Consider the following 25,009-nt stretch of genomic DNA (forward strand, 5'->3'; position numbering starts at 1 on the left):
CGGCGCGCCCCGGACGCGGGGCTCATTCGCCGGGATTGAGCCTGCCGGCTTCGCGCTCGTTGAGGCGCATGGCGGCATACCCCATCGCCACGACGGCGACCGGCAGCACCACATAAGCGAAGATCCAAAGCCCGGTCATCGAAGGCTCCTGAGGGTTCTCCTCGCCATAGAGTGTAGCAAACTTGCGGCTGCCAACCAAAGCAAGGCCCCGAAGGCGATCCAGCCGCCCGCTGCCGCGCCCAGCCCATAGAGCGCCGCCGCGCTCGGACCCAGAACCCCCACGGTGAGACAGGCGGTGGAGGCGCGGTCGAGCGCGTTGGCGGTGAGCTTGGTCTGCTCGTTATGGACGAGGCTCATTGCGGGAAGCTGTGGCGAGGGGGTGGATGGCCGGTGGGGAGCGGACGGGGAGGCCTCCCGAAGACGCTCACCCACCGGCCAAACCCCACGGACCCAGGAGATGCGGCGGACCTGAGCACTCCGCAGGGTATCTCGCGCGCCGGCGCGGCGCCGGCCCGCATGAGGGTCAAGGGCGATAGCGCCGCGCGGAGCCAACCTCTGCGCGCGTCCGTCTGCCCCCGACCTTCAGGAGACCTCAACAGTAGCGCAATAAGGGGCGCAGGAAAAGCAGCCGATTCGCCCCCCGACGCGGCGCGCCCTAGCCGCCGGCATACTGGCGCACGGTGGACAGGAACTGCACCACCGAGATCGGCTTCGACAGATAGGCCTCGCAGCCGCCCGCGCGGATGCGCTCCTCGTCGCCCTTCATGGCGAAGGCGGTCACCGCCACCACCGGAATGGCGCGCAGCTCGGGGTCCGCCTTCAGCTTGCGGGTGACGTCGAGCCCGGAAATCTCCGGCAATTGGATGTCCATGATGATGAGGTCCGGCCGGTGGGCGCGGGCGAGCTCCACCGCCTCGACCCCCGAGCGGGTCTCCACCGTGCGGTAGCCGTGCGCCTCGAGAAGGTCGTGGAAGAGCTTCATGTTGAGCTCGTTGTCCTCGACGATCATCACCGTCTTCGCCATCGCGCCTCGTCCCCCGCCGCGTCCCCCTGCCGAATTCCGGCCTCTTCTGCCCGCTTCGCAGCACCGCGCGGACGTGGTGGAATGGCCACAGCTAGACCCCATTCCTTGCGGAAGAGCAAATGGCACTCAAGGACACATCGAACGCGGCGCCGAAAGGCCTCATGGCGCAGCGCGCCGCCGCCGAGGAGGTTGCCGCCGCCGCCCTCGGCTTCATCGCCGGCGACGGCGAACGCTTGGTGCGCTTCCTGAGCGAGACCGGCCTCACCCCCGCCAATCTGCGGCAGGCGGCGGGGCGGCGCGACTTCGGCGCCGGCGTGCTGGCCTTCCTGATCGCCGACGAGAGCCTGCTGCTGGCCTTCGCCGCCCAGCAGCAGCTCGATCCGCGGCACGTCGTGGGCGCCCACGACATCCTCGCCCCGCCCGTCGACCCGGACGCCACCGTCCGGCGCACCTGAGGACGCCGTGAGCGCCGCCGTGCCGGGCTTCTGCCGCGACTGCCTCAGCGAGGCAGGCGAGGGGCCGCGCTGCGCCGCCTGCGGCAGCCCGCGCCTCGTGCGCCATGCGGAGATCCACCGGCTCACGGTGGCGCACGTGGACTGCGACGCCTTCTTCGCCGCGGTGGAGAAGCGCGACGACCCCTCCCTCGCCCACCTGCCGCTGATCATCGGCGGCGGCAAGCGCGGGGTGGTGTCCACCTGCTGCTACATCGCCCGCATCAGCGGCGTGCGCTCGGCCATGCCCATGTTCAAGGCCAAGGCGCTGTGCCCCGAAGCGGTGATCTTGAAGCCGAACATGGAGAAATACCGCACCGCCGGCCGGCAGGTGCGCGCGCTGATGCAGGCGCTGACCCCGCTGGTGGAGCCGCTCTCCATCGACGAGGCGTTCCTCGACCTCGCGGGCACCGAGGCGCTGCACAAAGCGAGCCCGGCGCTCACCCTCGCCCGCTTCGCGCTGGAGGTGGAGCGGCAGGTGGGCATCACCGTCTCGGTCGGGCTCGCGGCCAACAAGTTCCTGGCCAAGATCGCCTCCGACCTCGACAAGCCGCGCGGCTTCTCGGTGCTGGGCATGGCGGAGGCGGCGCAATTCCTCGCGCCGCGCCCGGTCACCTTCATCTGGGGCGTGGGGGCCGCCTTCGGCGCCAAGCTCGCCAAGGACGGGTTTTCGACCATCGCCGATCTGCAGCGTGCGGCGTCCTCCGACCTGGCGCGCCGCTACGGCGCGGAGGGCCTGCGGCTCTCGCGCCTCGCCTTCGGCATCGACACCCGCACCGTCGACCCGGACCGGGAGGCGAAAAGCGTCTCGGCCGAGACCACCTTCGATGCCGACATCGCCGCGCTGCGGCCGCTCGAGCAGGCGCTCTACGGCCTTGCCGAGGAGGTGAGCGCAAGGCTCAAGAAATCCGCGCTGTCCGGCCGGACGGTGACGCTGAAGCTGAAGACCGCCGACTTTCGCCTGCGCACCCGCGCGCGCACGCTGGAGAGCCACACCATGCTCGCCGGCCGCATCTATGCCGCCGCCCATGACATGCTGGCGAAGGAGGCGGACGGCACGCGCTTCCGCCTGATCGGCGTCGGCGTCTCCGACCTCGGCGCCGCCGCGGACGCCGACCCCTCCGACCTGGTGGACACGAGCGCCGCCCGCATGAAGGCGGCGGAGGGCGCCATGGACCGGCTGAAGGAGAAGTTCGGCCGCGACGCGGTGACCCGCGGCATCCTCATGGACGCGGACGTCCGGAGCCGGCGCAAGGGGCGCTGACACGGGGGCGCTGACACGGGGGCGCTGATCGCCGGCGCCCCCTGCCCTCCTTCCCCCGGCTCAGGCCGGCACCGCCTCCCAGGCCGGGAACGGGTCGGGCAAATGCTTCAGCTTCTCGGCGTCGAAGCGCAGCGGATCGGCCGGGCCGACGAGGCACGCATCGAGCGCGGCGCGCATGGCCGCCTCGTCGAGCCCCATGCCGATGAACACCAGCTCCTGCCGCCGGTCGCCGTAGCCCGGCACCCAGTGGGCGCGCAGCCAGGAGCGCCAGTCGGGCTGGGTCGGCCAATGCTCCTGCGGCACGCTCGCCCACCAGCGGCCGATGGTGCCGGTCTGGCAGATGGCGCCGGCAAGGCTCATCTCCCCCACGCGCTGGGGCCGCGTGGCGAGCCAGAACAGGCCCTTGGCGCGCACCAGCCCGGGCCAGGTGCGCGCCAGGAAGGCGTTGAAGCGCTCGGGATGGAGCGGCCGCCGGGCGCGGTAGACGAAGCTTCCGACGCCGTATTCCTGCGTCTCCGGCACATGGTCCTTGAAGCCGTTCAGCTCCTTGAACCACAGCGGATGGGTGCTGGCGCGCGCGAAGTCGAAGCGGCCGGTGCCGAGCACCTCCTTCAGCGGCACGCGGGCATAGTCGGTCTCGATCAGGCGGGCATCGGGATTGAGCGCCTTCACCACGCCGCGCACCAGCGCGCGCTTGTCGGCGTCGACGCCGGAGATCTTGTTGAGCACGATCACGTCGGCGAACTCGATCTGGTCGGTGAGCAGATCCACCAGCGTGCGCCCATCCTCCTCCCCCGCGGTCGCGCCGCGATCGCGCAGGAAGTCCCGGGAGCTAAAATCCTTCAGCAGGTTGGCCGCGTCCACCACGGTCACCATGGTGTCGAGGCGAGCGACGTCGGAGAGCGAGCGGCCATCCTCGTCGCGGAAGTCGAAGGTGGCGGCCACCGGCAGCGGCTCGGCGATGCCGGTGGATTCGATCAGCAGATGGTCGAACCGGCCCTCGGCCGCGAGGCGGCGCACCTCGGTGAGCAGATCGTCGCGCAGGGTGCAGCAGATGCAGCCATTGGTCATCTCCACCAGCTTCTCCTGGGTGTGGGAGAGGTTGGCGCCGCCCGCGCGCACCAGCTCGGCGTCGATGTTCACCTCGCTCATGTCGTTGACGATCACCGCCACCTTCAGCCCCGCGCGGTTGGCGAGGACGTGGTTGAGCAGGGTGGTCTTTCCCGATCCGAGGAAGCCGGACAGGACGGTCACCGGCAGGCGGGCTTCAGGCATGGATTGCGTGCTCCGTTTGGGCCCGGCCCGGGAGGAACCGCACGCCTCCGGGCGGTTCGGGCCATCAAATGATATATTATATCATTAAAGAGGACGCGGCGGCCATGCAAGGGGTCGGCGCGCATGCCGGGCGGCCGGCCAGGCGGGCGCACGCCGCCGCGCCGGCGTGGGGGAGCATCCACCCGGCCGGGCGGCACGCGGCGGGCGAGGTTCACGGGCTTCAATCACGCCGCGGGGCGCGCGGGCGTCGGCTCGGGTGGGGCCGGTACCGGTGGCGAGGGCGACGGGGAGCCGGCAGGCGACGGGTAGGAGGAAGGGCGGCGGCACATGGCACGGGAAGCGGGGGATGGGCCGCGCCCCGCTTTGCTCCGGCCGGCTCTTGCGCATTGCCCGGCCCGGCTGGGCCGCCCCCTGCCCGCGCCGACGCGCCTCAGGAGCGGGCGCGCACGTAGCGGCCCGGGGCGTCCTCGATGGGCTGGAGGCGGCCGCCGCCCACCGCGCGGGCGTCCACCTCGTCGGGATGGAGCGCCGAGAACCATTGCAGCCAGTCGGGCCACCAGGAGCCCTTGTGCTCCCGCGCGCCCTCCAGCCAGGCGTCGTAGCTCGCGCCCGCCGGGCCGTCCGCCCAGTATTGGTACTTCATCTTGGCCGGCGGGTTGACCACGCCGGCGATGTGGCCCGAGCCTGCGAGCACGTAGCGCACCGGGCCGGAGAGCATGTGGGCGCCGATATAGACCGAGTTCGGCGGCGCGATGTGGTCTTCCCGCGTCGCCAGCGAATAGACCGGGACCTGCACCTTGTGGACGTCGATGCGCACGCCGGACAAATCGGCGAGGCCGCGGGCGATGTTGTTGGTGAGGTAGCAGTTGCGCAGATAATAGGAATGGTTCGCCGCCGGCATGCGGGTGGAATCGGCGTTCCAATAGAGCAGGTCGAACGGGAACGGCGCCTTGCCCTTCATGTAGTTGTTCACCACGTAGGGCCAGATCAGATCGTTGGAGCGCAGCATGTTGAAGGCGGAGGCCATCTTCGAGCCTTCGAGATAGCCCATCTCCTTCATCTTGCGCTCCAGCACGGCGAGCTGGCTCTCGTCGACGAACACCTTCAGGTCGCCCGCATGGGTGAAGTCGATCTGGGTGGTGAGGAAGGTGGTGCTGGCGATGCGGTCGTCGCCGGTCGCCCCCATGTAAGCGAGCGTCACGGCGAGCAGCGTGCCGCCGACGCAATAGCCCATCGTGTGCACGCGCCGCTCGCCCGAGGCGATCGCCACCTGGTCGAGCGCGGCCATGATGCCGTCGCGCATATAGTCGTCGAACCCCTTGGCGGCGAGGCGCGCGTCCGGGTTCACCCAGGAGATGGTGAACACGGTCAGGCCCTGGTCCACCAGCCACTTGATCATCGACTTCTCGGGCGTGAGGTCGAGGATGTAGAACTTGTTGATCCACGGCGGCACGATCAGCACCGGCGTCTTCTTCACCTGCGCGGTGACCGGCGCGTACTGGATGAGCTGCATCAGCTCGTTCTCGTAGATCACCTTGCCGGGGGTGGTGGCGAGGTTGCGCCCCACCTCGAACGCGTTCATGTCGGTCTGGCGGATCTTGAGCGAGCCCTTGCCCTCGATCAGGTCCTCGGTGAGGTTCTGCATGCCCTTCACGAGGTTCTCGCCGGAGGAGGACAGCGTCTCGCGGATGATCTCCGGATTGGTGATAACGAAGTTCGAGGGCGAGATGGCGTTGGCCAGCTGGCGCACCAGGAACTCGGCCTTGTGCTTGGTGTGGGCGTCGAGGCCCTCGGCCTCCTCCACCATGTGCTCGGCCCATTGCGAGGTGACGAGATAGGTCTGCTTCAAGGCGTCGAAGATCGGGCTCTGGCTCCAGCCGGCGTCTTTGAAGCGGGCGTCCTTGGGGTCGGGCGCCACCACCGGGGGCACGTCCTCCCCGGCGAGGCGCTTCATGGTGTTCGCCCACACCGAGAGATAGCCGCCCATGAGGCGGCTCTGGGCCTCCAGCGTGCGCTGGGGATCGGCCATCCAGTATTCCGCCACCTGCCCCACGGTCCTGACCGCATCGGCGATGTCGTCGGCCATGTCGTCGTTCCGGCCGGCCTCGCGCGGGCCGAGATAGGCGGCCATGGCCTTGCCGCCCTCCTCCACCAGGCGGGCGAGGTTGCGGGAGAAGGCCTCGACGTCGAGCCCGGCGGGACCCGGCTCCGCCGCGCCGACCCCGGCCTTGCCTGATGCAGGCTTCGTCTCGGCGGGCTTCGTCTCGGCACTCTTCGCCTCGGCGGGCTTTTCCTGGGCGGGCTTTTCCTGGGGCTTTTCCTGGGGCGGCGCGGCATCGGCCGGCGCGACTGCTGGCGCTGGCGCGGCCGGTTGAGCCGCGACCGCGGCGAGCGCCTCCTGGACCAGGGCGAAGGGTTGGGCGACCTGCACGACCGGCGGCTCCGCCGGCGCATCGTCCGGCGCGACCGGGAGCGGAACCAGCGGCGGCAGGTCCATGGGCGGGCTGGCGAAGGGGGCGAGCACCGCGGCGGCCACCTCCTTCATGAGCTCGGCGGGGCTCGCCTCCGGCCCGGCGCCGCCGGAGGCCATGAAGGGGGGCCGGATGAAGGGGTCGCCGAGCAGGCCCGGATCGGCGGGCGCAGCACCGTCGGCCGGCGCGCCGCCGGCGGAAGGCGGCACGGCCGAGGCGAGCGCGGCGGCGGCGGGCGGGGCCGACGGCGGGTGGTTGGCGGGCGCGGCATCCGCCGGCCCAGCGGCATCATGATCCTCGGCGGCCTGCCCGATCCGCAGCTCGGCGTGTCCGGATGTTTCCTCGGCAGCGGACATCCGCTCTCCCCTCGATGCGGGCGGTGCCGGATCGCACCCGCTTGGTCGTCGTTGACTGTTCTAAGTCTTGTTTCCAGCTTCCGCCATATTAGCGGGTGAATGTGCCCTTATCGAGCCTCCCGGACGACGGCGGGCCGAATGGGGACAATGTCTGAGCCGTGATTTTTCTTTGCCGACGCCAGATATCCGCGCGCCACACCCCCGGGCGGCCCTCGGCGCGGGGCGGGCGCGCCTGCGCCGCCGCTTTGCTGCTCGCGCTCGCCGGGTGCGCCGGCGACGGGCCGCTCGCCTCGCTGACCCCGCCCAATCCCGAGGTGCCCAAGGTGGAGGCCGACAATTTCCCCTCCATCGGCACTACCGTCGTCGCCGGCCGGCCGGCGCCGCTCACCGCCGAGGAGCGCGCCAAGCTGCAGTCCGATCTCGAGGCGCTCGCCAAGGATCGCGAGGCGAAGCTGAAGCAGTCCCTCGGCGCCGGCAACTGACGGCGGCGATGCCGCGATGCGGCGCGAACTTTCCCTAGGGAAGGCGCAATCATTGCTTTTTCATTCACCGAACGGTGCTAAAAAGCCCGACTGCCGCGCCGGGAGCTGAGGACGCGCGGCGTGACGAACGGCCGCGTGGCGGCCCTGGAGCTATGAAGATGACCACCGATTTTCACCGCATTCGCCGGCTGCCGCCCTACGTGTTCGAGCAAGTGAACCGTGTGAAGGCCGCCGCCCGCAATGCCGGGGTGGACATCATCGACCTCGGCATGGGCAATCCCGACCTCGACGCGCCGGCGCACGTGATCGAGAAGCTGAAAGAGACCATCGGCAAGCCGAGGACCGACCGCTATTCCGCCTCCAAGGGCATTCCCGGCCTGCGCCGCGCCCAGGCGGGCTATTACGAGCGCCGCTTCGGCGTGAAGCTCAATCCCGACACCCAGATCGTCGCCACGCTGGGCTCGAAGGAGGGCTTCGCCAACATGGCGCAGGCCATCACCGCCCCCGGCGACGTGATCCTGACCCCCAATCCCTCCTACCCGATCCACGCCTTCGGCTTCCTGATGGCCGGCGGCGTCATCCGCTCGGTGCCGGTGGAGCCGGGGCCGGAATTCTTCCACGCCATGGAACGGGCGGTGAAGCATTCCATCCCCAAGCCCATCGCCGTGGTGCTGTGCTATCCCTCGAACCCCACGGCCTGCGTGGCGGATCTCGAATTCTACCGGGACGTGGTGGCGTTCGCGAAGAAGAACGACCTGATCGTGCTCTCCGACCTCGCTTACGCCGAGCTCTATTACGACGACGTGCCGCCGCCCTCCGTGCTGCAGGTGCCGGGCGCCATGGACGTGACGGTGGAATTCACCTCCATGTCCAAGACCTATTCCATGCCCGGCTGGCGCATGGGCTTCGCGGTCGGCAACGAGCGCCTCATCGCCGCGCTCTCGCGGGTGAAGTCCTATCTCGACTACGGCGCCTACACCCCGATCCAGGTGGCGGCCGCGGCGGCGCTCAACGGCCCGCAGGAATGCATCGCCGAGATGCGCGAGACCTACAAGAAGCGCCGCGACGCCTTGGTGGACAGCTTCGGCCGCGCCGGCTTCCCCGTGCCCTCCCCGCGCGCCTCCATGTTCGCCTGGGCGCCGATCCCGGAGCCGTTCCGCGCCATGGGCTCGGTGGAATTCTCGAAGCTGCTGATCGAGAAGGCCGAGGTGGCGGTGGCGCCGGGCGTCGGCTTCGGCGAGCACGGCGACGATTATGTGCGCATCGCCGTGGTGGAGAACGAGCAGCGCATCCGCCAGGCGGCGCGCAACATCCGCCGCTTCTTCGACCAGGCCGGCACCACGCTCCACAACGTCGTGCCGCTCAGCGCGGCGCGCTGAGCCGAGAGCCCGTCCACGCCGCGCGCCGGCCGGGCGGTCTCTTTCCTTCAGTCGGAGACGGAACCGCCCCCGGGCTCGCCCGGGCCGGCCGGTCCGGCTCCAGCCCGCCGCGGCCCCTTGGGCGCAGCGGCCCTCCGACGCACAGAGAACCGGTTCGATCATGAGCGACTTGAAAGTGGGCCTTGCGGGCCTCGGCACCGTCGGGGCCGCCGTGCTGCGCATGCTGGAGCGGCAGGAGGCGGAGATCGCCGCCCGCACCGGCCGCCGCATCAAGGTGGTGGCGGTGGCCGCCCGCGACCGCGCCAAGGAGCGCGGCCTCGATCTGTCGCAGGTCGCCTGGTTCGACGATCCGGTGGCGCTCGCCCGCGAGGCCGACATCGACGTGTTCGTCGAGCTGATGGGCGGCGAGGGCGACCCCGCCAAAGCGGCAGTGGCCGCCGCCCTCGATGCCGGACGTTCGGTGGTCACCGCCAACAAGGCCCTGCTCGCCCATTGCGGCGTCGCGCTCGCCCGCCGCGCCGAGGCCACCGGGGCGGCGCTGCTGTTCGAGGCGGCGGTGGCGGGCGGCATCCCGGTGGTCAAGACCCTGCGCGAGGCCATGGAGGGCAACCGGCTGGTGCGCGTCTCCGGCATCCTCAACGGCACCTGCAACTACATCCTGACCCGCATGGCGGGCGAGAAGCTCTCCTTCGCCGTGTGCCTGAGCGAGGCCCAGCGCCTCGGCTATGCGGAGGCCGACCCGAGCTTCGACATCGACGGCCACGACACCGCCCACAAGCTCGCTCTGCTCACCGCCCTCGCCTTCGGCACAAGGGTGGACGCGGAGGCGATCTATGTGGAAGGCATCCGCGAGCTCACGCTCGAGGACCTCGAGGCGGCGGACGACCTCGGCTACAAGGTGAAGCTGCTGGGGGTCGCGGTGCGCACCGAGGCCGGCATCGAGCAGCGGGTGCATCCCACCATGGTGCCCAAGCACTGGCCGCTGGCCCAGGTCTCCGGCGTCACCAACGCGGTGGCGCTCGACGGCGACGCGGTGGACCTGACGCTGGTGGGCCCCGGCGCCGGCGGCGAGGCCACCGCCTCGGCGGTGGTGGCGGACCTCGCCGAGGTGGCGCGCGGCGCCCGCCCGTTCGCCTTCGGCATGCCCGCCGAGCTGCTGCTGCCGGCCGAGCGCGCCCCCATGCAGCGCCACGAGGGCGGCTATTACATCCGCCTCGCGGTGCTGAACCGGCCGGGCACCGCGGCGATCATCGCCGGGCGCATGGCGGACCAGGCGATCTCGCTGGAATCCATCGTCCAGCGCCGCCCGGAAGGGCTGAAGGCCGAGCCCGAGACCGCCAACGTCATCCTCATCACCTACGCCACCACGGAGGAGGCGGTGCGCCGGGCCATCGCCGCCATCGAGGCGGAAGGCGTGGTCGCCTCGCTGCCCCAGGTGATCCGCATCGAGAAGGATTGAGGCCATGGGAGCGAAGCCATGGGAGCGAGGCCATGAGAGACAGGCCATGAGCACGGCGCGCATACCGCAGGCGCTCGACCGACGCCTGGCTTTGGAGATGGCGCAGATCACCGAGCGCGCGGCGGTGGCCGCGGCCCGGCTGCGCGGCCGCGGCGACGAGCAGGCCGCTGATCTCGCCGCCATGGCGCGCGCCCATCGCGAGCTCTCGCGCATGCCGATCGCCGGCACCGTGGTGATCGGCGAGGGCGACGCGGGCGAGGTGCAGCACTTCTTCGTCGGCGAGACGCTCGGCGCCGGCACCGACGCGGTGGACGTGGCGGTGGACGCGCTCGAGGGCTCCACCCTGTGCGCCAAGAACATGGAGGGCTCCATCTCGGTGCTGGCGCTGGCCGAGCCGGGCTCGCTGCTGAAGGTGCCGCCGGCCTACATGGAAAAGCTCGCCATCGGGCCCGGCTATCCGGAGGGCATCGTCTCGCTCACCCAGTCGCCCCAGGACAACATCGCCGCGCTCGCCGAGGCCAAGGGCGTGCCGCCGACCGAGATCACCGCCCTCATCCTCGACCGGCCGCGCCACGCGCCGCTGGTGGAGGCGGTGCGCAAGGCCGGCGCCGCCATCAAGCTGATCAGCGACGGCGACGTGGCGGGGGTGATCCACACCACCAATCCCGACGAGAGCGGCATCGACATCTATCTCGGCCTCGGCGGGGCGGCGGAGGGCGTGCTGGCGGCGGCGGCGCTGCGCTGCATCGGCGGCCAGATGCAGGGCCGCCTCGTGCTCGACACCGAGAAGAAGCGGGCCCAGGCCAAGCGCCTCGGCATCGGCGACCCGGCCAAGATCTACCGCCTGGAGGACATGGTGCGGGGCGACTGCCTGGTGGCCGCCACCGGCGTCACCGACGGGGCGCTGCTGAAGGGCGTGCGCTTCTCCCGCCAGGTGATCTGGACCGACACCGTGGTCATGCGCTCCGCCACCGGCACGGTGCGCCGCATCGCCGCCGAGCACCGGGACTTCTCGAAGTTCGACTGAAGGCGAGCGGACGGCCGCCGAGATTGTCGGCCGCCGCGCCCGAAACTCACGGTCCGCCCCCTCACCCTGCCCTCTCCCCGCCGGGGCGAGCGTTCGCCCCTATTCACAACGCGGCTCCCCAAGCCGTACCGGTGCGACCCTCTTAAGGGCGTGCGCACTCTCCCATGCGCAACGGGGCCGCGCTCCCGGAGGGAGAGGGGGGTGAGGGGTTCAACGCCAGGATGACCGGAGCGCGACGCGGAAACTCTGCCCCGCCTGCGCGCGGGGCCGATCGTCCGGGGCCGCCGGACGCGCGCGTCTCAGCCGGCGAGCGCGGCCGCGATGGCGGCAAGCGCGTCGGCCGCCTTGGCGCCGTCCGGGCCGCCTGCCTGGGCCATGTCGGGACGCCCGCCGCCGCCTTTGCCGCCCAGCGCCTCGGCGCCGAGCCGCACCAGGGCGACCGCATCGAAGCGGCCGGCGAGATCCGCCGTCACGCCGACGACGATGCCGGCCTTGCCGTCCTCGGTCACGCCGACGATCGCCACCACGCCCGAGCCGAGCTGCTTCTTGCCCTCGTCCACCAGCGCCTTGAGATCCTTGATCTCGATGCCGGAGACCGCGCGCGCCATGAGCTTCACGTCGCCCACCGTGCGCACCTCCTCGCCGCCGCCCGCGCCGCCACCCATGGCGAGCTTCTTGCGGGCCTCGGCGAGGTCGCGCTCGAGCTTGCGGCGCTCCTCCACCAGAGCGGTGAGGCGCGCCTCCACCTCGGCGACCGGCGCCTTGAAGGTGGCGGCGGCGGCCTGGAGCGCCGCGTTCGCGCCGTTGAGATGGTGGCGCGCGGCATCGCCGGTGATCGCCTCGATGCGGCGCACGCCGGAGGCGACCGCCCCCTCGGACACCAGCGAGATGAGGCCGATGTCGCCGGTGCGCCGCACATGGGTGCCGCCGCACAGCTCCACCGAATAGGGCGCGCCATTGCCCTCGTCGGTGCCCATGGAGACCACGCGCACCTCGTCGCCGTATTTCTCGCCGAACAGCGCGCGGGCGCCGGAGGTGATGGCGTCGTCCACCGCCATGATGCGGGTCACCACCGGCTCGTTGCGCAGCACGAAGCGGTTGGCGATGTCCTCCACCTCGGCGCGCTCGGCCTCGCTGAGGGGCTTGGGATGGGAGAAGTCGAAGCGCAGGCGGTCGGGGGCCACCAGCGAGCCCTTCTGGGCCACGTGGTCGCCGAGCACCCGGCGCAGCGCCTCGTGCAGCAAATGGGTGGCGGAATGGTTGGCGCGCACCGCGGCGCGGCGCCGATGGTCCACCTCCAGCGCCACCGGGGCGCCGCGCGCGAGCACGCCCGCGTCCACGCTCACGTCGTGGACGAACAGGTCGCCGAGCTTCTTCTGGGTGCCGTGGACGGTGGCGGCGAGCCCCCCCTCCCCGGCGATGCGGCCGGTGTCGCCCACCTGGCCGCCCGATTCGCCGTAGAACGGCGTCTGGTTGAGGATGACGAGGCCGCGTTCGCCGGCCGCCAGGCGCTCCACCGGCGCGCCCTCGCGCACGATGGCGGCGACGACGCCCTCGGCCTTCTCGGTGTCGTAGCCGAGGAATTCGCTCGCCCCCACCTCGTCGCGCAGCGCGAACCACACCGTGTCGGTGGCCGCCTCGCCCGAGCCCGCCCAGCTCGCGCGCGCCTCCGCCTTCTGGCGCGCCATGGCGGCGTCGAAGGCCGGCAGGTCGACGCCGATGCCGCGGGCGCGCAGGGCGTCCTGGGTGAGGTCGAGGGGAAAGCCGAAGGTGTCGTAGAGCTTGAACGCCACCTCGCCGGAGAAGTTCGCGCCCGCGGTCAGATGCGCGGTCTCCTCCTCGAGGATGGAGAGGCCGCGCTCCAGGGTGCGGCGGAAGCGCGTCTCCTCGCTGAGCAGGGTCTCGGTGGCGAGCGGCTCGGCGCGCACGATCTCCGGATAGGCGCGGCCCATCTCGCGCACCAGGACCGGCACCAGACGCCACATCAGCGGGTCCCTGGCGCCGAGCAGCTGGGCGTGGCGCATGGCGCGCCGCATGATGCGGCGCAGGACGTAGCCGCGGCCCTCATTGGAGGGCAGCACGCCGTCGGCGGTGAGGAACACCGCGGCCCGCAGGTGGTCGGCGATCACCCGGTGGCTCGCCTTCTGCGGGCCGGCGGGGTCGACGCCGGTGAGATCGGCGACCTCGGCGATGATCGCCCGCATGAGGTCGGTCTCGTAATTGTCGTGGGTGCCCTGGAGCACCGCCGAGATGCGCTCGAGGCCCATGCCGGTGTCGATGGACGGGCGCGGCAGCTCCAGCCGCTCGCCGCCGGCGAGCTGCTCGAACTGCATGAAGACCAGGTTCCAGATCTCGATGAAGCGGTCGCCGTCCGCATCAAGCGAGCCGGGCGGGCCGCCGGCAATGTGCGGGCCGTGGTCGAAGAAGATCTCGGAGCACGGACCGCACGGGCCGGTGTCGCCCATGGACCAGAAATTGTCCGCGGTGGAGATGCGGATGATCTTGTCGTCGGAAAGCCCGGCGATGGACTTCCAGAGGCGGTGCGCCTCCTCGTCCTCGCTGTACACGGTGACCAGCAGGCGGTCCTTCGGCAGCTCGAACTCGCGCGTGACGAGGGTCCAGGCGAGCTCGATGGCGCGGTCCTTGAAATAGTCCCCGAACGAGAAGTTGCCGAGCATCTCGAAGAAGGTGTGGTGCCGCGCGGTGTAGCCCACATTGTCGAGGTCGTTGTGCTTGCCGCCGGCGCGCACGCACTTCTGGGAGGTGACCGCGCGGGCATAGGGCCGCTTCTCCACGCCGGTGAAGACGTTCTTGAACTGCACCATCCCCGCATTGGTGAACATGAGGGTCGGGTCGTTGTGCGGCACGAGGGGCGAGGATGGAACCGCCTCGTGCCCCTGCTTGACGAAGTAGTCGATGAAGCTCGACCGGATCTCGTTCACGCCGCTCATGTGCCGGCCATCGTCCCCTCGGGGCCGGCGCGCGGGGCGCGTCCGGCGGTGGTGGTCTCCACGCGAGCGCGCGCCGGAACGGCCGCATCGCGGTTCCGGCCGCCGCGCGCGCGGGCGCCGGCCGGAACCGGGTTCGTTTAGCGAGGGGGCTAGCTCTTGTCCAGGAAGCCGTTCCCGCGCGCCTGCCCGGATCCCCTTCGGACGGGGACCGACGGACGGGATCGACGGACGGGATCCGACCCAGGCGATCCAAGCGGCGGGGGCGCAAGCATGGCCCATTGGCGATGCGCAGACTGGACCGGCGGCCCGGGAACGTCCCGGCCCCGGCCCGAGGCGCCAACCTCAGGCGTCGCCCTCCTCCTCGCCCTCCGCCCCGTCCTCCGGCGTGCCGGCGAGGATCTTCTCGGCGATCAGGCCGGCATTCTGGCGGATCGCCGCCTCGATGCGCCCCGCCGCCTCCGCGTTCTGCTTCAGGAAGGTCTTGGCGTTCTCGCGCCCCTGGCCGAGACGCTGGCTGTCGAAGGAGAACCAGGCGCCGGACTTCTCCACCACCCCGGCCTTGACGCCGAGATCCAGCAGCTCGCCGGTCTTGGAGACGCCCTCGCCATACATGATGTCGAACTCCACCTGCTTGAAGGGCGGAGCGAGCTTGTTCTTCACCACCTTCACGCGGGTCTGGTTGCCCACCACCTCGTCGCGCTCCTTGATCATGCCGATGCGTCGGATGTCGAGGCGCACCGAGGCGTAGAATTTGAGCGCGTTGCCGCCGGTCGTGGTCTCGGGCGAGCCGTACATCACGCCGATCTTCATGCGGATCTGGTTGATGAAGATCACCATGGTGTTGGACTTCGAGATCGAGGCGGTGAGCTTGCGCAGCGCCTGGCTCATGAGGCGCGCCTGCATGCCGGGCTGGCTGTCGCCCATCTCGCCCTCGAGCTCGGCGCGCGGGGTGAGGGCCGCCACCGAATCCACCACCAGCACGTCGATGGCGCCGGAGCGCACCAGCGTGTCGGCGATCTCCAGCGCCTGCTCGCCGGCGTCGGGCTGGGAGATCAGGAGCTCGTCGAGGTTCACGCCCAGCTTGCGCGCATAGATCGGGTCGAGCGCGTGCTCGGCGTCGATGAAGGCGCAGGTGCCGCCCTTCTTCTGCGCCTCGGCCACCGTGTGGAGCGCCAGCGTGGTCTTGCCCGAGGATTCGGGGCCGAAGATCTCGACCACGCGCCCCTTGGGCAGCCCGCCGATGCCGAGCGCGATGTCGAGGCCGAGCGAGCCCGAGGGAATGCTCTCGATCTCGAGCGCCTTGCCGCCCTTGCCGAGCCGCATGATCGAGCCCTTGCCGAAATGGCGCTCGATCTGAGAGAGCGCAGCGTCAAGCGCCTTGGTCTTGTCCATTGAGGAACCTTCGACGAGTCGGAGTGTCGCCTGAGTCATTGCCGCGCTCCGGGGCTGGCGCAAGGAAAAACGAGAACTCAGATTCTGTACTCTTTTTGTTCCAGGTTCGCAATATGTTCTCCCGCCTCAGTTGTGGAGAAGAATGCAAGATCGGCGACTTAGCCGTTCATGCAGCGTGGGTCGACGTAGTACAGGAGCGGGCAACCCATGATTGCGGTCTCGGCGCGGCGTCGGGCCGCTGTCGCAAGAAGGACTCCATCGATGCGGGCGCGGCGGGAAACGGCGAGGATCGCAGGCGGTCGGGGCCTGGCGCCACGGTGCTTGACGGCGCAGGGCGTCCGCGCCCCTGCCGCGGGGACGCCGCCGCCCGGACTGCGGGCGCGGCCATGGCCGCTCGGGTGGCGCAGGACGGGCGGAACGCCGCGTCCGTCCTGCCATCGGCCGCACCGCATCCGGATGATCGCCGGCTGCGCCGATATCCCCGTCGGCGCGACGATGGGCCCGCCTCGGCCGGGCGCGCACGCGCAGGCCGCCCGACGCGAAGGCATGTTCCCGACGGCCGCTGCCGTGTTAGGAGCAGCATCAGCCTCGGCGGGGGCCGACGGTCTTCAATTCCGGATCATCTGATGCGCCGTTCCGAACACTTCATGGATCGCTACCGCGAGTTCGAGGACCTCTACCGCGGCAGCCTCGAACTGATCCGTGCGCGCCAAAGCGTCTATCTTCCTATCGTCGGCAAGATCGAGCCGGGCGGCGCCGGCCGCTGCGCGCTCGACATCGGCTGCGGCCGCGGCGAATGGGTGAAGCTGCTGGTCGAGCAGGGATGGCAGGCGGTCGGCGTCGATTCCAATCCGTCGATGGTCGCCATCGCCGCGTCGCAGGGCCTGCCGGTCCTGAACCGGGACGCCTTCGACCATCTCCGCGGCTGCGGCACATCGTCCATCGGCCTCGTCACCGCCTTCCACGTGGTCGAGCACATGGACACACAGGCGCTCGCGGATCTCCTGGCGGAGATCGAGCGCGTCCTCATGCCGGGCGGCGTCGTCATCCTGGAGACGCCCAACCCGGAAAACCTTTCGGTCGCGTCCTGGTCCTTCCGCTTGGATCCGACGCACGAGGTGCCCTTGCCGCCGCCCCTGCTCCAATTCTTCGTGCAGACGGCGGGGTTTCAGCGTCCGACGATCCTGAGGCTGAACAGCCAGTCGACCTCGGCCGAGGGCGCGCCGGTCGGCTCGGCCGTGGTGGGGCTCTTCATGAATTCCCCCGATTACAGCGTGATCGCCAGCAAGCCCGGGGCGAACGATGGCATTGCCGATGCGATCGCGCAGCTGGTGGCGGAACGGACCGAGCCCTCGCCGGCGGACATCTTCGCGCTCGCCGCGGAGATCCAGTCGTTCGCGGCGGCGGCCGCCAAGACCGACGCGCTGGCCAGCGCGTCCGAGCATCTGTTGACCGTCACCCAGACGCTTTCCGCGCAGGTGGCGCAGCTGCACCAGGCGAAGGAGCAGCTGCACGCCGACGTCGCCGCCTTGGGCAAGGACGTCTCGGCCGCGCGCGAGGGGCTCTCGGCGGTCGACAGCCTCAGCCACCATTTCGACGCGCTGCACCGCGCCAAGGACAATATTGCCGCCAATGTCGAGGCGCTCGCCGCGCGACTTACGGAGGTGGAAGGCCTGCGGGCCGATGTGTCCGAGCTTTGGAAGAGCGGCGTTCAGCTGCGGGACCACCTCGATGCTCAGGCCAACAGGCTGGCCACGGTGGCTGAAGATCTCGCCGGCCTGAACCGCCAGATCGCCACCGCGATCGGCGCGCTCGACCAGAAGACGCGCCAGCACGCGGACGCCTTGGAGCAGCGCCTGAACCACCAGGTCGCCATCGGCTTGGCCAAGCTCGAGCAACGCCAGGATGCGGCGCAAGCCGATCTCCTGGCGATGCGCGTCCAGCTCAAGGAGGTGAGAAACCTCGCGCTGCTGAAACTGCTCGTGAAAGCGCGCAGGGCCCGCAAGTCGGCGAAACGGAAGATCAAGGAAGCGTTTCAGCGCCAGTCGCCGCTGCGGGCGACCCTGCGGCGCATCGACCGCGTGATCTCCGCGCCGTTCCGGCATGTGAGAAACCGCATCTGGCCGCGACGCCGCACGGCGCTTGTGGCGCCGGCGCTGCTCGCGGACAATCCATCCGGGGCTGTGCCGGCCATTCTGACCCAAAGCAGCGGCGAGCGGCTCGCGGTCCAGCGCCTGTCTTATGCGCTGGAGCTTGCACGAGCGCCGCGGGAGGCCGACCGGCCCGCCGGGGCCAAGCCGCGGCTGGCCTTCGTCTCGCCCCTGCCGCCGGAGCGGAGCGGCATCGCCGACTACAGCGCCCAGATTCTGCCGGAGCTAGCGAAGTATTACGATATTGATGCCATTGTCGCACAGGAGACCGTCGCCGACAATGTGGCGCAGACGTGTCTCGCCATCCGATCCGTCGAATGGTTCGAGGCGAACGCAAACCAATACGATCGCATCTTATATCATTTTGGTAACTCCCCCTTCCATTCTCATATGTTTTCATTGTTGTATAAAATTCCAGGCATTGTCGTTCTTCACGATTTTTATCTTTCGGATATCATCTGTCACCTGGAGATGTCGGGCGAGAAGCGGCACTTCTGGACCAACGCGCTCGTGACGTCGCATGGCTATTCGGCGGTAAAGGACCGTTTTTACAACGGCGACATCCGGGACACCATTCGAAAATACCCAGTGAATTTCGACGTCCTGACACAATCGCAAGGGGTGATCGTTCACAGCAACTACCCTCGCGAGCTCGCGGTGCGCTTCTATCCGAAAGCTGACATTCGCACCTGGCGGGTCATCCCCCTTGTGAGATATTCAGAATCCATTGGGACGAAGGCCGAGGCGCGACGTGCCCTCGGTCTGTCGGACGACGACATCGTCGTGTGCTCCTTCGGCTTCGTTCACGAAAGCAAGCTCAGCCATCGACTGCTCGATGCCTGGCTGCAGTCCGACATCGGGCGCGACGGGAGGTGCCGCCTCTTTCTCGTTGGCGAGCTCTTGCACGAACACTATGCGGACGAGATCCGCAGGCGCGTCGACGCGCTTAGGGAGGATGGGCGCGTTCGGGCGACCGGCTTCGTCTCCGGCGAGGATTATCGCCTCTACCTGCGGGCGGCCGATATCGGCGTCCAGTTGCGGGCGGCCTCGCGGGGCGAGACGTCAGCGGCGGCGCTCGACTGCCTGACTTATGGCCTCGCGACGATCGTCAACGCGAACGGCTCCATGGCGGAACTGCCGGACAGCTGCACAGTTAAGCTGGAGAATACGTTTGACACGTCCGAGCTCGCAGCCGTGCTGACACGCCTGTGCACCGACGCCGTCGAACGCGCGAGGCTGGGCAGATTGGCGGCGGAGCACATTGCCGATCACCACAATTCGGCGCTTGTTGCGCAGCGCTATCACGAGGCGATCGAGAGGTTTTCCAGCGCCGCGCCGATCCTGCAGAGCCTGCCGGCGCTCATGCATGAAGCCCGGCAAATGGCGACCCATCCAACCTTCGACGATGCTGCGGTCTATCGCCGGGCCGAGCGTCTTTGTGCCGAGGCCCGCCTGCAGCGGCCGTGCCGACGCCTCTTTGTCGACGTTTCCGTGCTGGCGGTCGCAGACATTCGCACCGGCATCCAACGGGTGGTGCGCGCACTGCTCCTCGAACTCCTTAGGGCCCCGCCGGAAGGCTATCGCATCGAGCCAGTGCACCTGAGCGATGTCAGCGCTCGCTGGCGCTATTATTACGCAAGACGCTACATGGAGCAGGTGTTCACCGGAACGCCCGAGATTTTGACCGACGAGCCAATCGAGGTCGCGGAGGGCGACGTCTTCCTGGGGGCGGACTTCCACTCCGGAGGAATCGTCGAGGCCAATATCGCCGGCATCTTCAGGGAATGGCGCGAGCGGGGCGTGCGTATCGGCTTTGTCGTCTATGATATTCTTCCTCTGACGCTGCCCCAGTGCTTCCCGTCCTTTGCCGAGACCGGGCATCGCAGGTGGATCCAGACCATTGCCGAGATTGCCGACGATCTGGTCTGCATCTCGGCGTCCGTGGCCTATGAGACGAGGCGCTGGCTTGCCACGCAGGCCAACACGCGAGGCCGGCTGCCAGCGATCCACTCTTGGACCCTGGGCGCGGACATCGACGCCTCTCATCCTTCCAAAGGAATTCCGGCCGACGCGGAAGCCTTGATCGAACGGATGCGGAGCACCGACTGCTTCCTGATGGTCGGCACCATCGAGCCGCGCAAGGGCCACCTGCAGGCGCTCGACGCGTTCGATCTCCTGTGGGCGCGCGGGAGCCAGTCGCTTCTCATCATCGTCGGCAATGAAGGTTGGCGCGGCGTTGCACGCGACCAGGCGCAGAATCTGCCGGACATTCTTGACCGGCTGTCGAGCCACCCGGAACGCGGCCGCCGCCTGATCTGGATTCAGGGCGCGAGCGACGAGTTTCTCGACCGCATCTACCAGGAGGCCGACTGCCTCATCGCCGCCTCGCTCGACGAAGGCTTTGGCCTGCCCTTGATCGAGGCGGCCCGGCACGGCGTCCCCGTTCTCGCCCGCGACATCCCGGTGTTCCGCGAGGTGGCGGGCGAGGCGGCGGCGTATTTCTCGGGCAGCGACCGCGCTGCCCTGGCGCAGGCCATCGAGGATTGGCTTGAGGCCTTCCGCGCGGACCGGCATCCCAAATCGTCGGCGATGAAATGGCGGACCTGGGCGGAAAGCACGGCGCTGCTGAAGGAGATTTTGTTTGCTGGTTCCTGACGCATTCACCTTCCGGACGACCGGGAATTCAGCCCGAATTGCCGAAAACACAGATGGGTACGTTTAGGCTACCTCGAGCATTGAGCCAAGTTCATATCTGCAGTCACGGAGAGATCAAATGAGCTTGACAATTTACGCAGTCCGAACATAATGTTAACATCGAATATACGTATGGATGATAAAATGGAACAAGCTGCGCAATTGTCTTCTGCCGCCGGGGTTTACTCTCGGCTCAGAATTGCAGTTCTAATTCCATGCTATAATGAAGCTGCTACGGTCGGAAAAGTGATTGCGGACTTCCGCACGTTTCTACCAGCTGCGGAGATCTATGTATACGACAACAATTCGACCGACTATACATCAAAAATCGCAACTGCGGCTGGCGCGATCGTCCGCAAGGAACTTCGACAGGGAAAAGGTTACGTCGTACGCCGCATGTTCTCTGATATCGATGCCGATATCTATCTACTCGTCGACGGTGACGCAACCTATGACGCAAGCGCCGCCCCAAAGCTCATCGAGACAATGCTCGATGGGCCTTTCGACAAAGTAAATGGCGTTCGGGTCCCATCTGGGAGAGCAGCTTTCCGCAAAGGACACGTACTCGGAAATGTAATGTTGACGACCTTAGTTGCATACGTTTTTGACACAAGCAGTAAAGACATGCTGTCTGGATACAAGGTTCTTTCGCGCCGTTTTGTAAAAACATTTCCAAGTTCAAGCTCTGGTTTCGAGATAGAAACAGAGCTTCTGGTGCACGCGCTTGAGCTTGATATATCGATGGCAGACGTGGATACGCCGTACTATGAACGGCCGGCCGGCTCGGTCAGCAAGTTATCAACATTTCGCGATGGCTGGCGCATCCTATGGATGATTGTTCATCTTATTCGAGATTTCTTGCCCTTTAGATTTTTTCTTGGCGTCGCTGCCCTATTTTTTATCCTGTCCCTTGCATTTGGAACTCCAGTTTTATTCGAATATTTCGAAACCGGCCTTGTCCCCCGCCTGCCGACGGCCGTGGGCGCGCTGGGTTTGATGATACTGGCCTTTCTGTCTTTGTTCGCGGGTCTCATCCTCGATAGCGTAGCTCGCGGTCGTCGAGAAATGAAATTGCTTGCCTTTCTTCAATTCCCGACCGTTCATTTGCCTTAACTGCATTTCAGTTCCAGTCGCCGTCCTCACACATTTGTACGATTTTGTTGGAAAGATGCGTTCGGATCCCGCCCGGAATGCGATAGAGGTGATGAGATGCCCGATAATATTGACTCGATCTATTACAAGGACGGTGTGAACAACTCCTTCGCAATGTCATTACTGACAATTGCGCGCCGACGGATGCTGCATTTGTTTATGGAGCGGATGCGGCCAAATGAAAACACCACAATTCTCGACATCGGTGTTTCCGACGATGAAAATGAAGGCGCGAATTTCTTGGAAAAACATTATCCGTGGAAAAACCGGATTACCTGCGCCGGGATCGGAAATGGGGATCAGGTAAGGCGATTTTATCCAGAAAGCACTTTTGTTCGAATCTCTCCCAACGAGAAACTTCCTTTTGGTGACAGAACGTTCGATATCGCGTGTTCGAACGCGGTAATAGAGCATGTTGGCGGCCCCACCCAGCGACGCGCTTTTCTTTCCGAGCACCTACGCGTGGGACGTTCCGTTTTTTTAACTGTTCCAAATCGTTGGTTTTTCGTTGAACATCACACCAGCATCCCGTTCTTACACTACGTTCCAAGCCTTTTTAGGGGGATACTTGCAAAGACACGCCTCGAATATTGGACTCATCCAAGTCATATGGATTTCGTCAGCCGATCGACCCTAATGACGGATTGGCCCTTGGAAACGAAGCCCGATTTCGTCATGACCGGATTGCCTCTTGGTCCATTTAGCTCGAACATTGCACTCATTTTCGATCCGAGAAAAGGTCTCAAGACAGATAATCTCATTCGCACATGACAGGCGATAGCCTCCTCACCCCCCTATGGCCATCAAGGTATTTCTCAAATGTCTACCCCACGATCCCCGTCAAATTGGCTATTCTACCCTATCGTTGTTGGCTTTTGTCTGGCTGCTGGCACGATCTTGGCCCTCAATACGGGAGCTGACGCAAATTTTGACCTCAGAAACTATCATTTGTACAATGCATTTTCGTTTTCTAATTCGAGACTTGATATTGATTTTCTGCCCGTTGGGATACATTCATATATCAATCCACTGATTGATCTTCCATTTTACATCGTATATCAAACATATGGCGTTTTCGCAGCTCACATTTTACTTATATTTTATTTTTCCGTGTTTATTTTTATTACATTTCTATTCAATATGCGCGTCTTTGATGCCATAAAGCAGCAATATGCCCCTTATTATTTATTTAGTTTTAATTTCTTGCCTGTCTGCGCAACTCTTATTTCCATTTCGGGGGCTGCAGCCATCGGCCAAGCCATCACGACAATGAACGAGATCCAAACTGCAACCCTTGTCACTTCGTCCCTTCTATTTATCTTGCCGACCAATGACCCCCATAGGCAGCGACTACTCGCTCTGATGCTGGGCGGATATCTGCTTGGTTTTGCGGTCGGACTGAAATTGACCGCCATGATCTACGCTATTGGTGCAGTATTCACTCTTTTTCCCTGGCGGGGGACTCTTGCAGGGATATGGCGGTGGATGGCATTCTGCCTCGGTTTGGGCATAGGCGCAGTGTCATCCGGTGGATATTGGAGCTGGACCATTTACAAGAAGTTCGGCAATCCCATCTACCCATTCTATGATGGGGTATTTAAATCGCCGCTCGGCGATGGCGTTAACGGCGGCGACCTTAGGTTTATTCCGACTACGATGTTGGATTATCTCATTTACCCCCTGCATTGGGCGTTCCAATCCGGTACGCAGGCGTCCGAGTTGGCCGTTCGCGATCCACGCCTGTTATTGCTTCTTATTTCCTCTATAGTTTTGATTTCGGTTCATTTTTTCATTCGCCCTATTGCGCGTACGCTGTTGTTTTTGATTGTGTTTGGCATCGCATCGTATGTTGTCTGGCTTCTTCGTTTTTCTATTTTGCGGTATGCGGTCGTTCTTGAAGTTATCTCAGGTACTTTAATTGTATCAAGTATTGCAATTATTGCATTTTTACTCGGATTACGGCGTTCTATACTTTATTTTCTGTCAGGTCTGCTTGCGTTTGTTCTTATTAGTTTTACAGACCGTCCAAATTGGGGACGCGTTCCCTTTCCAGATGCCTATTCTCTTTCTATGGAGCCCGTTCCCGACGGCTCGATCGTCCTTCTTGTTGGAAGACCAGTTGCTTTTCTCGCAGCCCTGATTCCCGGACGAGACATCAAGTATGTCGGTATCGATGAATGGACGACGCAGCCTGGCCCTCGATTGAAGGTCATTTCTGAAATGCTTAGCCGGAACGATCATAAATTATTCGCATTATTTCGTCTAGGAGATGATCAGATTGCAGCTATTGGCAGCCTGGGCTTGACGTTGGAATCGCGTGAGTGCTCGCCTGTACACATTGCAATTGATCCGGGTGGTCTCGTGTTTTGTCCCATACGATAGAATTCGGCCAATTGGTGTTGTCTTCTGATTGGCCAGAGAGCAAGCGTGGGCCCTTCACTCCTGCTTTCTCTACTAAGGCGCGGCACTCGTCGCGCACGCGCACAAAGACGCCATCGTGGATCTTGCTCGATGACTCGGCGCCGAACCCGGCGAACTTCTCCACGAGCTCGGCCCGGCGGGCGCCCTCTTCCCGCGCCGCGGAGGCTCCAGTCGGTTCTTACTCCCGCGGCACCTCGAGCGTGGTGTTGAACACCACGAGGTCGCCGCGGTACTGGCCGATGCCGAGATAGAGCACCACGCCGTCCTGGTCGGTGATGACGCGCCGCACCTCGCCCACCGGCGCGCCGACCGGCAGATCGAGCCAGCGCGCCACCGTGAGGTCCGCCGCCATGATGCGGAACGACTGGGCCATCTTCTGCAGCTTCGGCCCGCACACCTGGCCGAGCAGGGGGATCACCATCTGGCTATCGAACGCCTGCGGCGCGAGCCGGTAGACGTGCTGCGCCAGATAGACGTCGATGACGCAATAAGGCTGGGCGCTCGCCCGGTGCACGCGGCGCATGTAGCGGTAGCGCTGCGCCGGCGCGCCCTCGTTCGGCGCGAGCCGCGGCGGCGCGCAGTCGGGGTCCACCACCAGCGGCTCGGGCAGGTTGCCGTCCAGCATCTTCAGGAAATTGTGCCAGTCGGAATCGAGCTGGATGATCTTGCGCTCCGGCGCGCCGCTGGCGACGAAGGTGCCCTTGCCCTGCACCCGCTCGATGAGGCCGTCGTCGGCCAGCACCCCGAGCGCCTGGCGCGCGGTGACGCGGGCGACGCCATAGAGCTCCGACAGGCGCTCCAGGGTCGGCAGCTGCGCCCCCACGGCCCAGCGGCCGGCTTCGATCTCTGCCCGCAGAAGGTTCGAGAGTGCCACATAAAGCGGCACCGCCGAGGTGCGCAGGCGCTTCTTCAGCTCCGTCGCGTCCGCGGCGGTCGCGGCGCTGCCGGCTGCCGTATCAAGGGGTGCGTCCACGAGCCGTCCGCGCTCCAAAGTCCAGTCCCCTACCGGTTTAGATGAAAA

At 66.4% G+C, this 25,009-nt stretch carries 16 protein-coding genes; 10 read left to right on the top strand and 6 right to left on the bottom strand.

From position 1 onward, the window contains the following. Positions 1 to 655: 655 nt before the first annotated feature. Positions 656 to 1,024 carry a response regulator gene (locus ABLE88_RS20450; RefSeq protein WP_348833589.1) on the bottom strand — a complete coding sequence of 123 codons (369 nt, stop codon included), beginning with the start codon at positions 1,022 to 1,024 and terminating at the stop codon, positions 656 to 658. A 119-nt stretch (positions 1,025 to 1,143) separates the two neighbouring features. Here ABLE88_RS20450 and ABLE88_RS20455 point away from each other — a divergent pair, with 119 nt between their 5' ends. Both ABLE88_RS20455 and ABLE88_RS20460 read left to right on the top strand, forming a co-directional pair. Next, positions 1,144 to 1,479, top strand: a complete 336-nt coding sequence (locus ABLE88_RS20455) for a DUF3572 domain-containing protein (RefSeq protein ID WP_348833590.1) — start codon at positions 1,144 to 1,146, stop codon at positions 1,477 to 1,479. 7 nt (positions 1,480 to 1,486) lie between these two features. Next, positions 1,487 to 2,779: a DNA polymerase IV gene (locus ABLE88_RS20460; protein WP_348833591.1), complete on the top strand. Its 1,293-nt coding sequence runs from the start codon at positions 1,487 to 1,489 to the stop codon at positions 2,777 to 2,779. A gap of 60 nt (positions 2,780 to 2,839) precedes the next feature. On the opposite strand, the gene zigA is transcribed toward ABLE88_RS20460, so the two are convergent. Both zigA and phaC read right to left on the bottom strand, forming a co-directional pair. Continuing rightward, positions 2,840 to 4,054 carry a zinc metallochaperone GTPase ZigA gene (gene zigA, locus ABLE88_RS20465; protein ID WP_348833592.1) on the bottom strand — a complete coding sequence of 405 codons (1,215 nt, stop codon included), beginning with the start codon at positions 4,052 to 4,054 and terminating at the stop codon, positions 2,840 to 2,842. Between the two features lie 430 nt (positions 4,055 to 4,484). Beyond that, a complete protein-coding gene (phaC, locus tag ABLE88_RS20470; protein ID WP_348833593.1) occupies positions 4,485 to 6,881 on the bottom strand; it encodes a class I poly(R)-hydroxyalkanoic acid synthase in 2,397 nt (798 codons plus the stop codon). A gap of 158 nt (positions 6,882 to 7,039) precedes the next feature. Here phaC and ABLE88_RS20475 point away from each other — a divergent pair, with 158 nt between their 5' ends. The 4 genes from ABLE88_RS20475 (at position 7,040) to glpX (ending at position 11,228) form a co-directional block, all read left to right on the top strand. Continuing rightward, on the top strand, positions 7,040 to 7,363 hold the full coding sequence (locus tag ABLE88_RS20475) for a hypothetical protein (RefSeq protein ID WP_348833594.1): 324 nt from the start codon (positions 7,040 to 7,042) through the stop codon (positions 7,361 to 7,363). Positions 7,364 to 7,521: 158 nt separating this feature from the next. Further along, positions 7,522 to 8,742 (top strand): LL-diaminopimelate aminotransferase, encoded by a 1,221-nt coding sequence (locus ABLE88_RS20480; RefSeq protein WP_348833595.1) that lies wholly within the window; start codon positions 7,522 to 7,524, stop codon positions 8,740 to 8,742. 157 nt (positions 8,743 to 8,899) lie between these two features. After that, entirely contained in the window at positions 8,900 to 10,201 is a 1,302-nt protein-coding gene (locus ABLE88_RS20485; protein WP_348833705.1) for a homoserine dehydrogenase, read from the top strand. 46 nt (positions 10,202 to 10,247) lie between these two features. Beyond that, positions 10,248 to 11,228, top strand: a complete 981-nt coding sequence (gene glpX / locus ABLE88_RS20490; RefSeq protein ID WP_348833596.1) for a class II fructose-bisphosphatase — start codon at positions 10,248 to 10,250, stop codon at positions 11,226 to 11,228. Positions 11,229 to 11,527: 299 nt separating this feature from the next. On the opposite strand, the gene alaS is transcribed toward glpX, so the two are convergent. Together alaS and recA are read right to left on the bottom strand one after the other, a co-directional pair. Continuing rightward, positions 11,528 to 14,179: an alanine--tRNA ligase gene (alaS, locus tag ABLE88_RS20495; RefSeq protein ID WP_348833597.1), complete on the bottom strand. Its 2,652-nt coding sequence runs from the start codon at positions 14,177 to 14,179 to the stop codon at positions 11,528 to 11,530. Between the two features lie 342 nt (positions 14,180 to 14,521). Then, complete coding sequence (gene recA / locus ABLE88_RS20500; protein ID WP_348833598.1) at positions 14,522 to 15,610, bottom strand: recombinase RecA; 1,089 nt, start codon at positions 15,608 to 15,610, stop codon at positions 14,522 to 14,524. Between the two features lie 587 nt (positions 15,611 to 16,197). On the opposite strand from recA, the gene ABLE88_RS20505 reads away from it, so the two are divergent. From ABLE88_RS20505 to ABLE88_RS20520, 4 genes are all read left to right on the top strand, one after another. Next, positions 16,198 to 20,376, top strand: coding sequence for a glycosyltransferase (locus tag ABLE88_RS20505; RefSeq protein WP_348833599.1), 4,179 nt, complete (start codon positions 16,198 to 16,200; stop codon positions 20,374 to 20,376). Positions 20,377 to 20,559: 183 nt separating this feature from the next. Then, entirely contained in the window at positions 20,560 to 21,528 is a 969-nt protein-coding gene (locus tag ABLE88_RS20510) for a glycosyltransferase family 2 protein (protein WP_348833600.1), read from the top strand. A gap of 96 nt (positions 21,529 to 21,624) precedes the next feature. Further along, the gene (locus tag ABLE88_RS20515) at positions 21,625 to 22,338 is read left to right on the top strand and encodes a methyltransferase domain-containing protein (RefSeq protein WP_348833601.1); all 714 of its coding nucleotides are present in this window, start codon (positions 21,625 to 21,627) and stop codon (positions 22,336 to 22,338) included. 126 nt (positions 22,339 to 22,464) lie between these two features. Then, positions 22,465 to 23,949, top strand: a complete 1,485-nt coding sequence (locus ABLE88_RS20520) for a hypothetical protein (RefSeq protein WP_348833602.1) — start codon at positions 22,465 to 22,467, stop codon at positions 23,947 to 23,949. 217 nt (positions 23,950 to 24,166) lie between these two features. Here the strand turns inward: ABLE88_RS20520 and ABLE88_RS20525 are convergent, their stop codons facing one another. Then, positions 24,167 to 24,961 carry a GntR family transcriptional regulator gene (locus ABLE88_RS20525; protein WP_348833603.1) on the bottom strand — a complete coding sequence of 265 codons (795 nt, stop codon included), beginning with the start codon at positions 24,959 to 24,961 and terminating at the stop codon, positions 24,167 to 24,169. Positions 24,962 to 25,009: the final 48 nt, after the last annotated feature.

The organism is Xanthobacter luteus (assembly GCF_040049235.1).
In the GTDB taxonomy this organism is placed as follows: Bacteria; Pseudomonadota; Alphaproteobacteria; order Rhizobiales; family Xanthobacteraceae; genus Xanthobacter.

What these genes read in the sequence shown, in the direction of transcription:
- phaC (WP_348833593.1), bottom strand. Translation starts at nt 6,881, where the DNA reads ATGTCCGCTGCCGAGGAAACATCCGGACACGCCGAGCTGCGGATCGGG.
- zigA (WP_348833592.1), bottom strand. Translation starts at nt 4,054, where the DNA reads ATGCCTGAAGCCCGCCTGCCGGTGACCGTCCTGTCCGGCTTCCTCGGA.
- ABLE88_RS20515 (WP_348833601.1), top strand. Translation starts at nt 21,625, where the DNA reads ATGCCCGATAATATTGACTCGATCTATTACAAGGACGGTGTGAACAAC.
- ABLE88_RS20450 (WP_348833589.1), bottom strand. Translation starts at nt 1,024, where the DNA reads ATGGCGAAGACGGTGATGATCGTCGAGGACAACGAGCTCAACATGAAG.
- ABLE88_RS20455 (WP_348833590.1), top strand. Translation starts at nt 1,144, where the DNA reads ATGGCACTCAAGGACACATCGAACGCGGCGCCGAAAGGCCTCATGGCG.
- alaS (WP_348833597.1), bottom strand. Translation starts at nt 14,179, where the DNA reads ATGAGCGGCGTGAACGAGATCCGGTCGAGCTTCATCGACTACTTCGTC.
- ABLE88_RS20480 (WP_348833595.1), top strand. Translation starts at nt 7,522, where the DNA reads ATGACCACCGATTTTCACCGCATTCGCCGGCTGCCGCCCTACGTGTTC.
- glpX (WP_348833596.1), top strand. Translation starts at nt 10,248, where the DNA reads ATGAGCACGGCGCGCATACCGCAGGCGCTCGACCGACGCCTGGCTTTG.
- ABLE88_RS20510 (WP_348833600.1), top strand. Translation starts at nt 20,560, where the DNA reads ATGGAACAAGCTGCGCAATTGTCTTCTGCCGCCGGGGTTTACTCTCGG.
- ABLE88_RS20505 (WP_348833599.1), top strand. Translation starts at nt 16,198, where the DNA reads ATGCGCCGTTCCGAACACTTCATGGATCGCTACCGCGAGTTCGAGGAC.
- recA (WP_348833598.1), bottom strand. Translation starts at nt 15,610, where the DNA reads ATGACTCAGGCGACACTCCGACTCGTCGAAGGTTCCTCAATGGACAAG.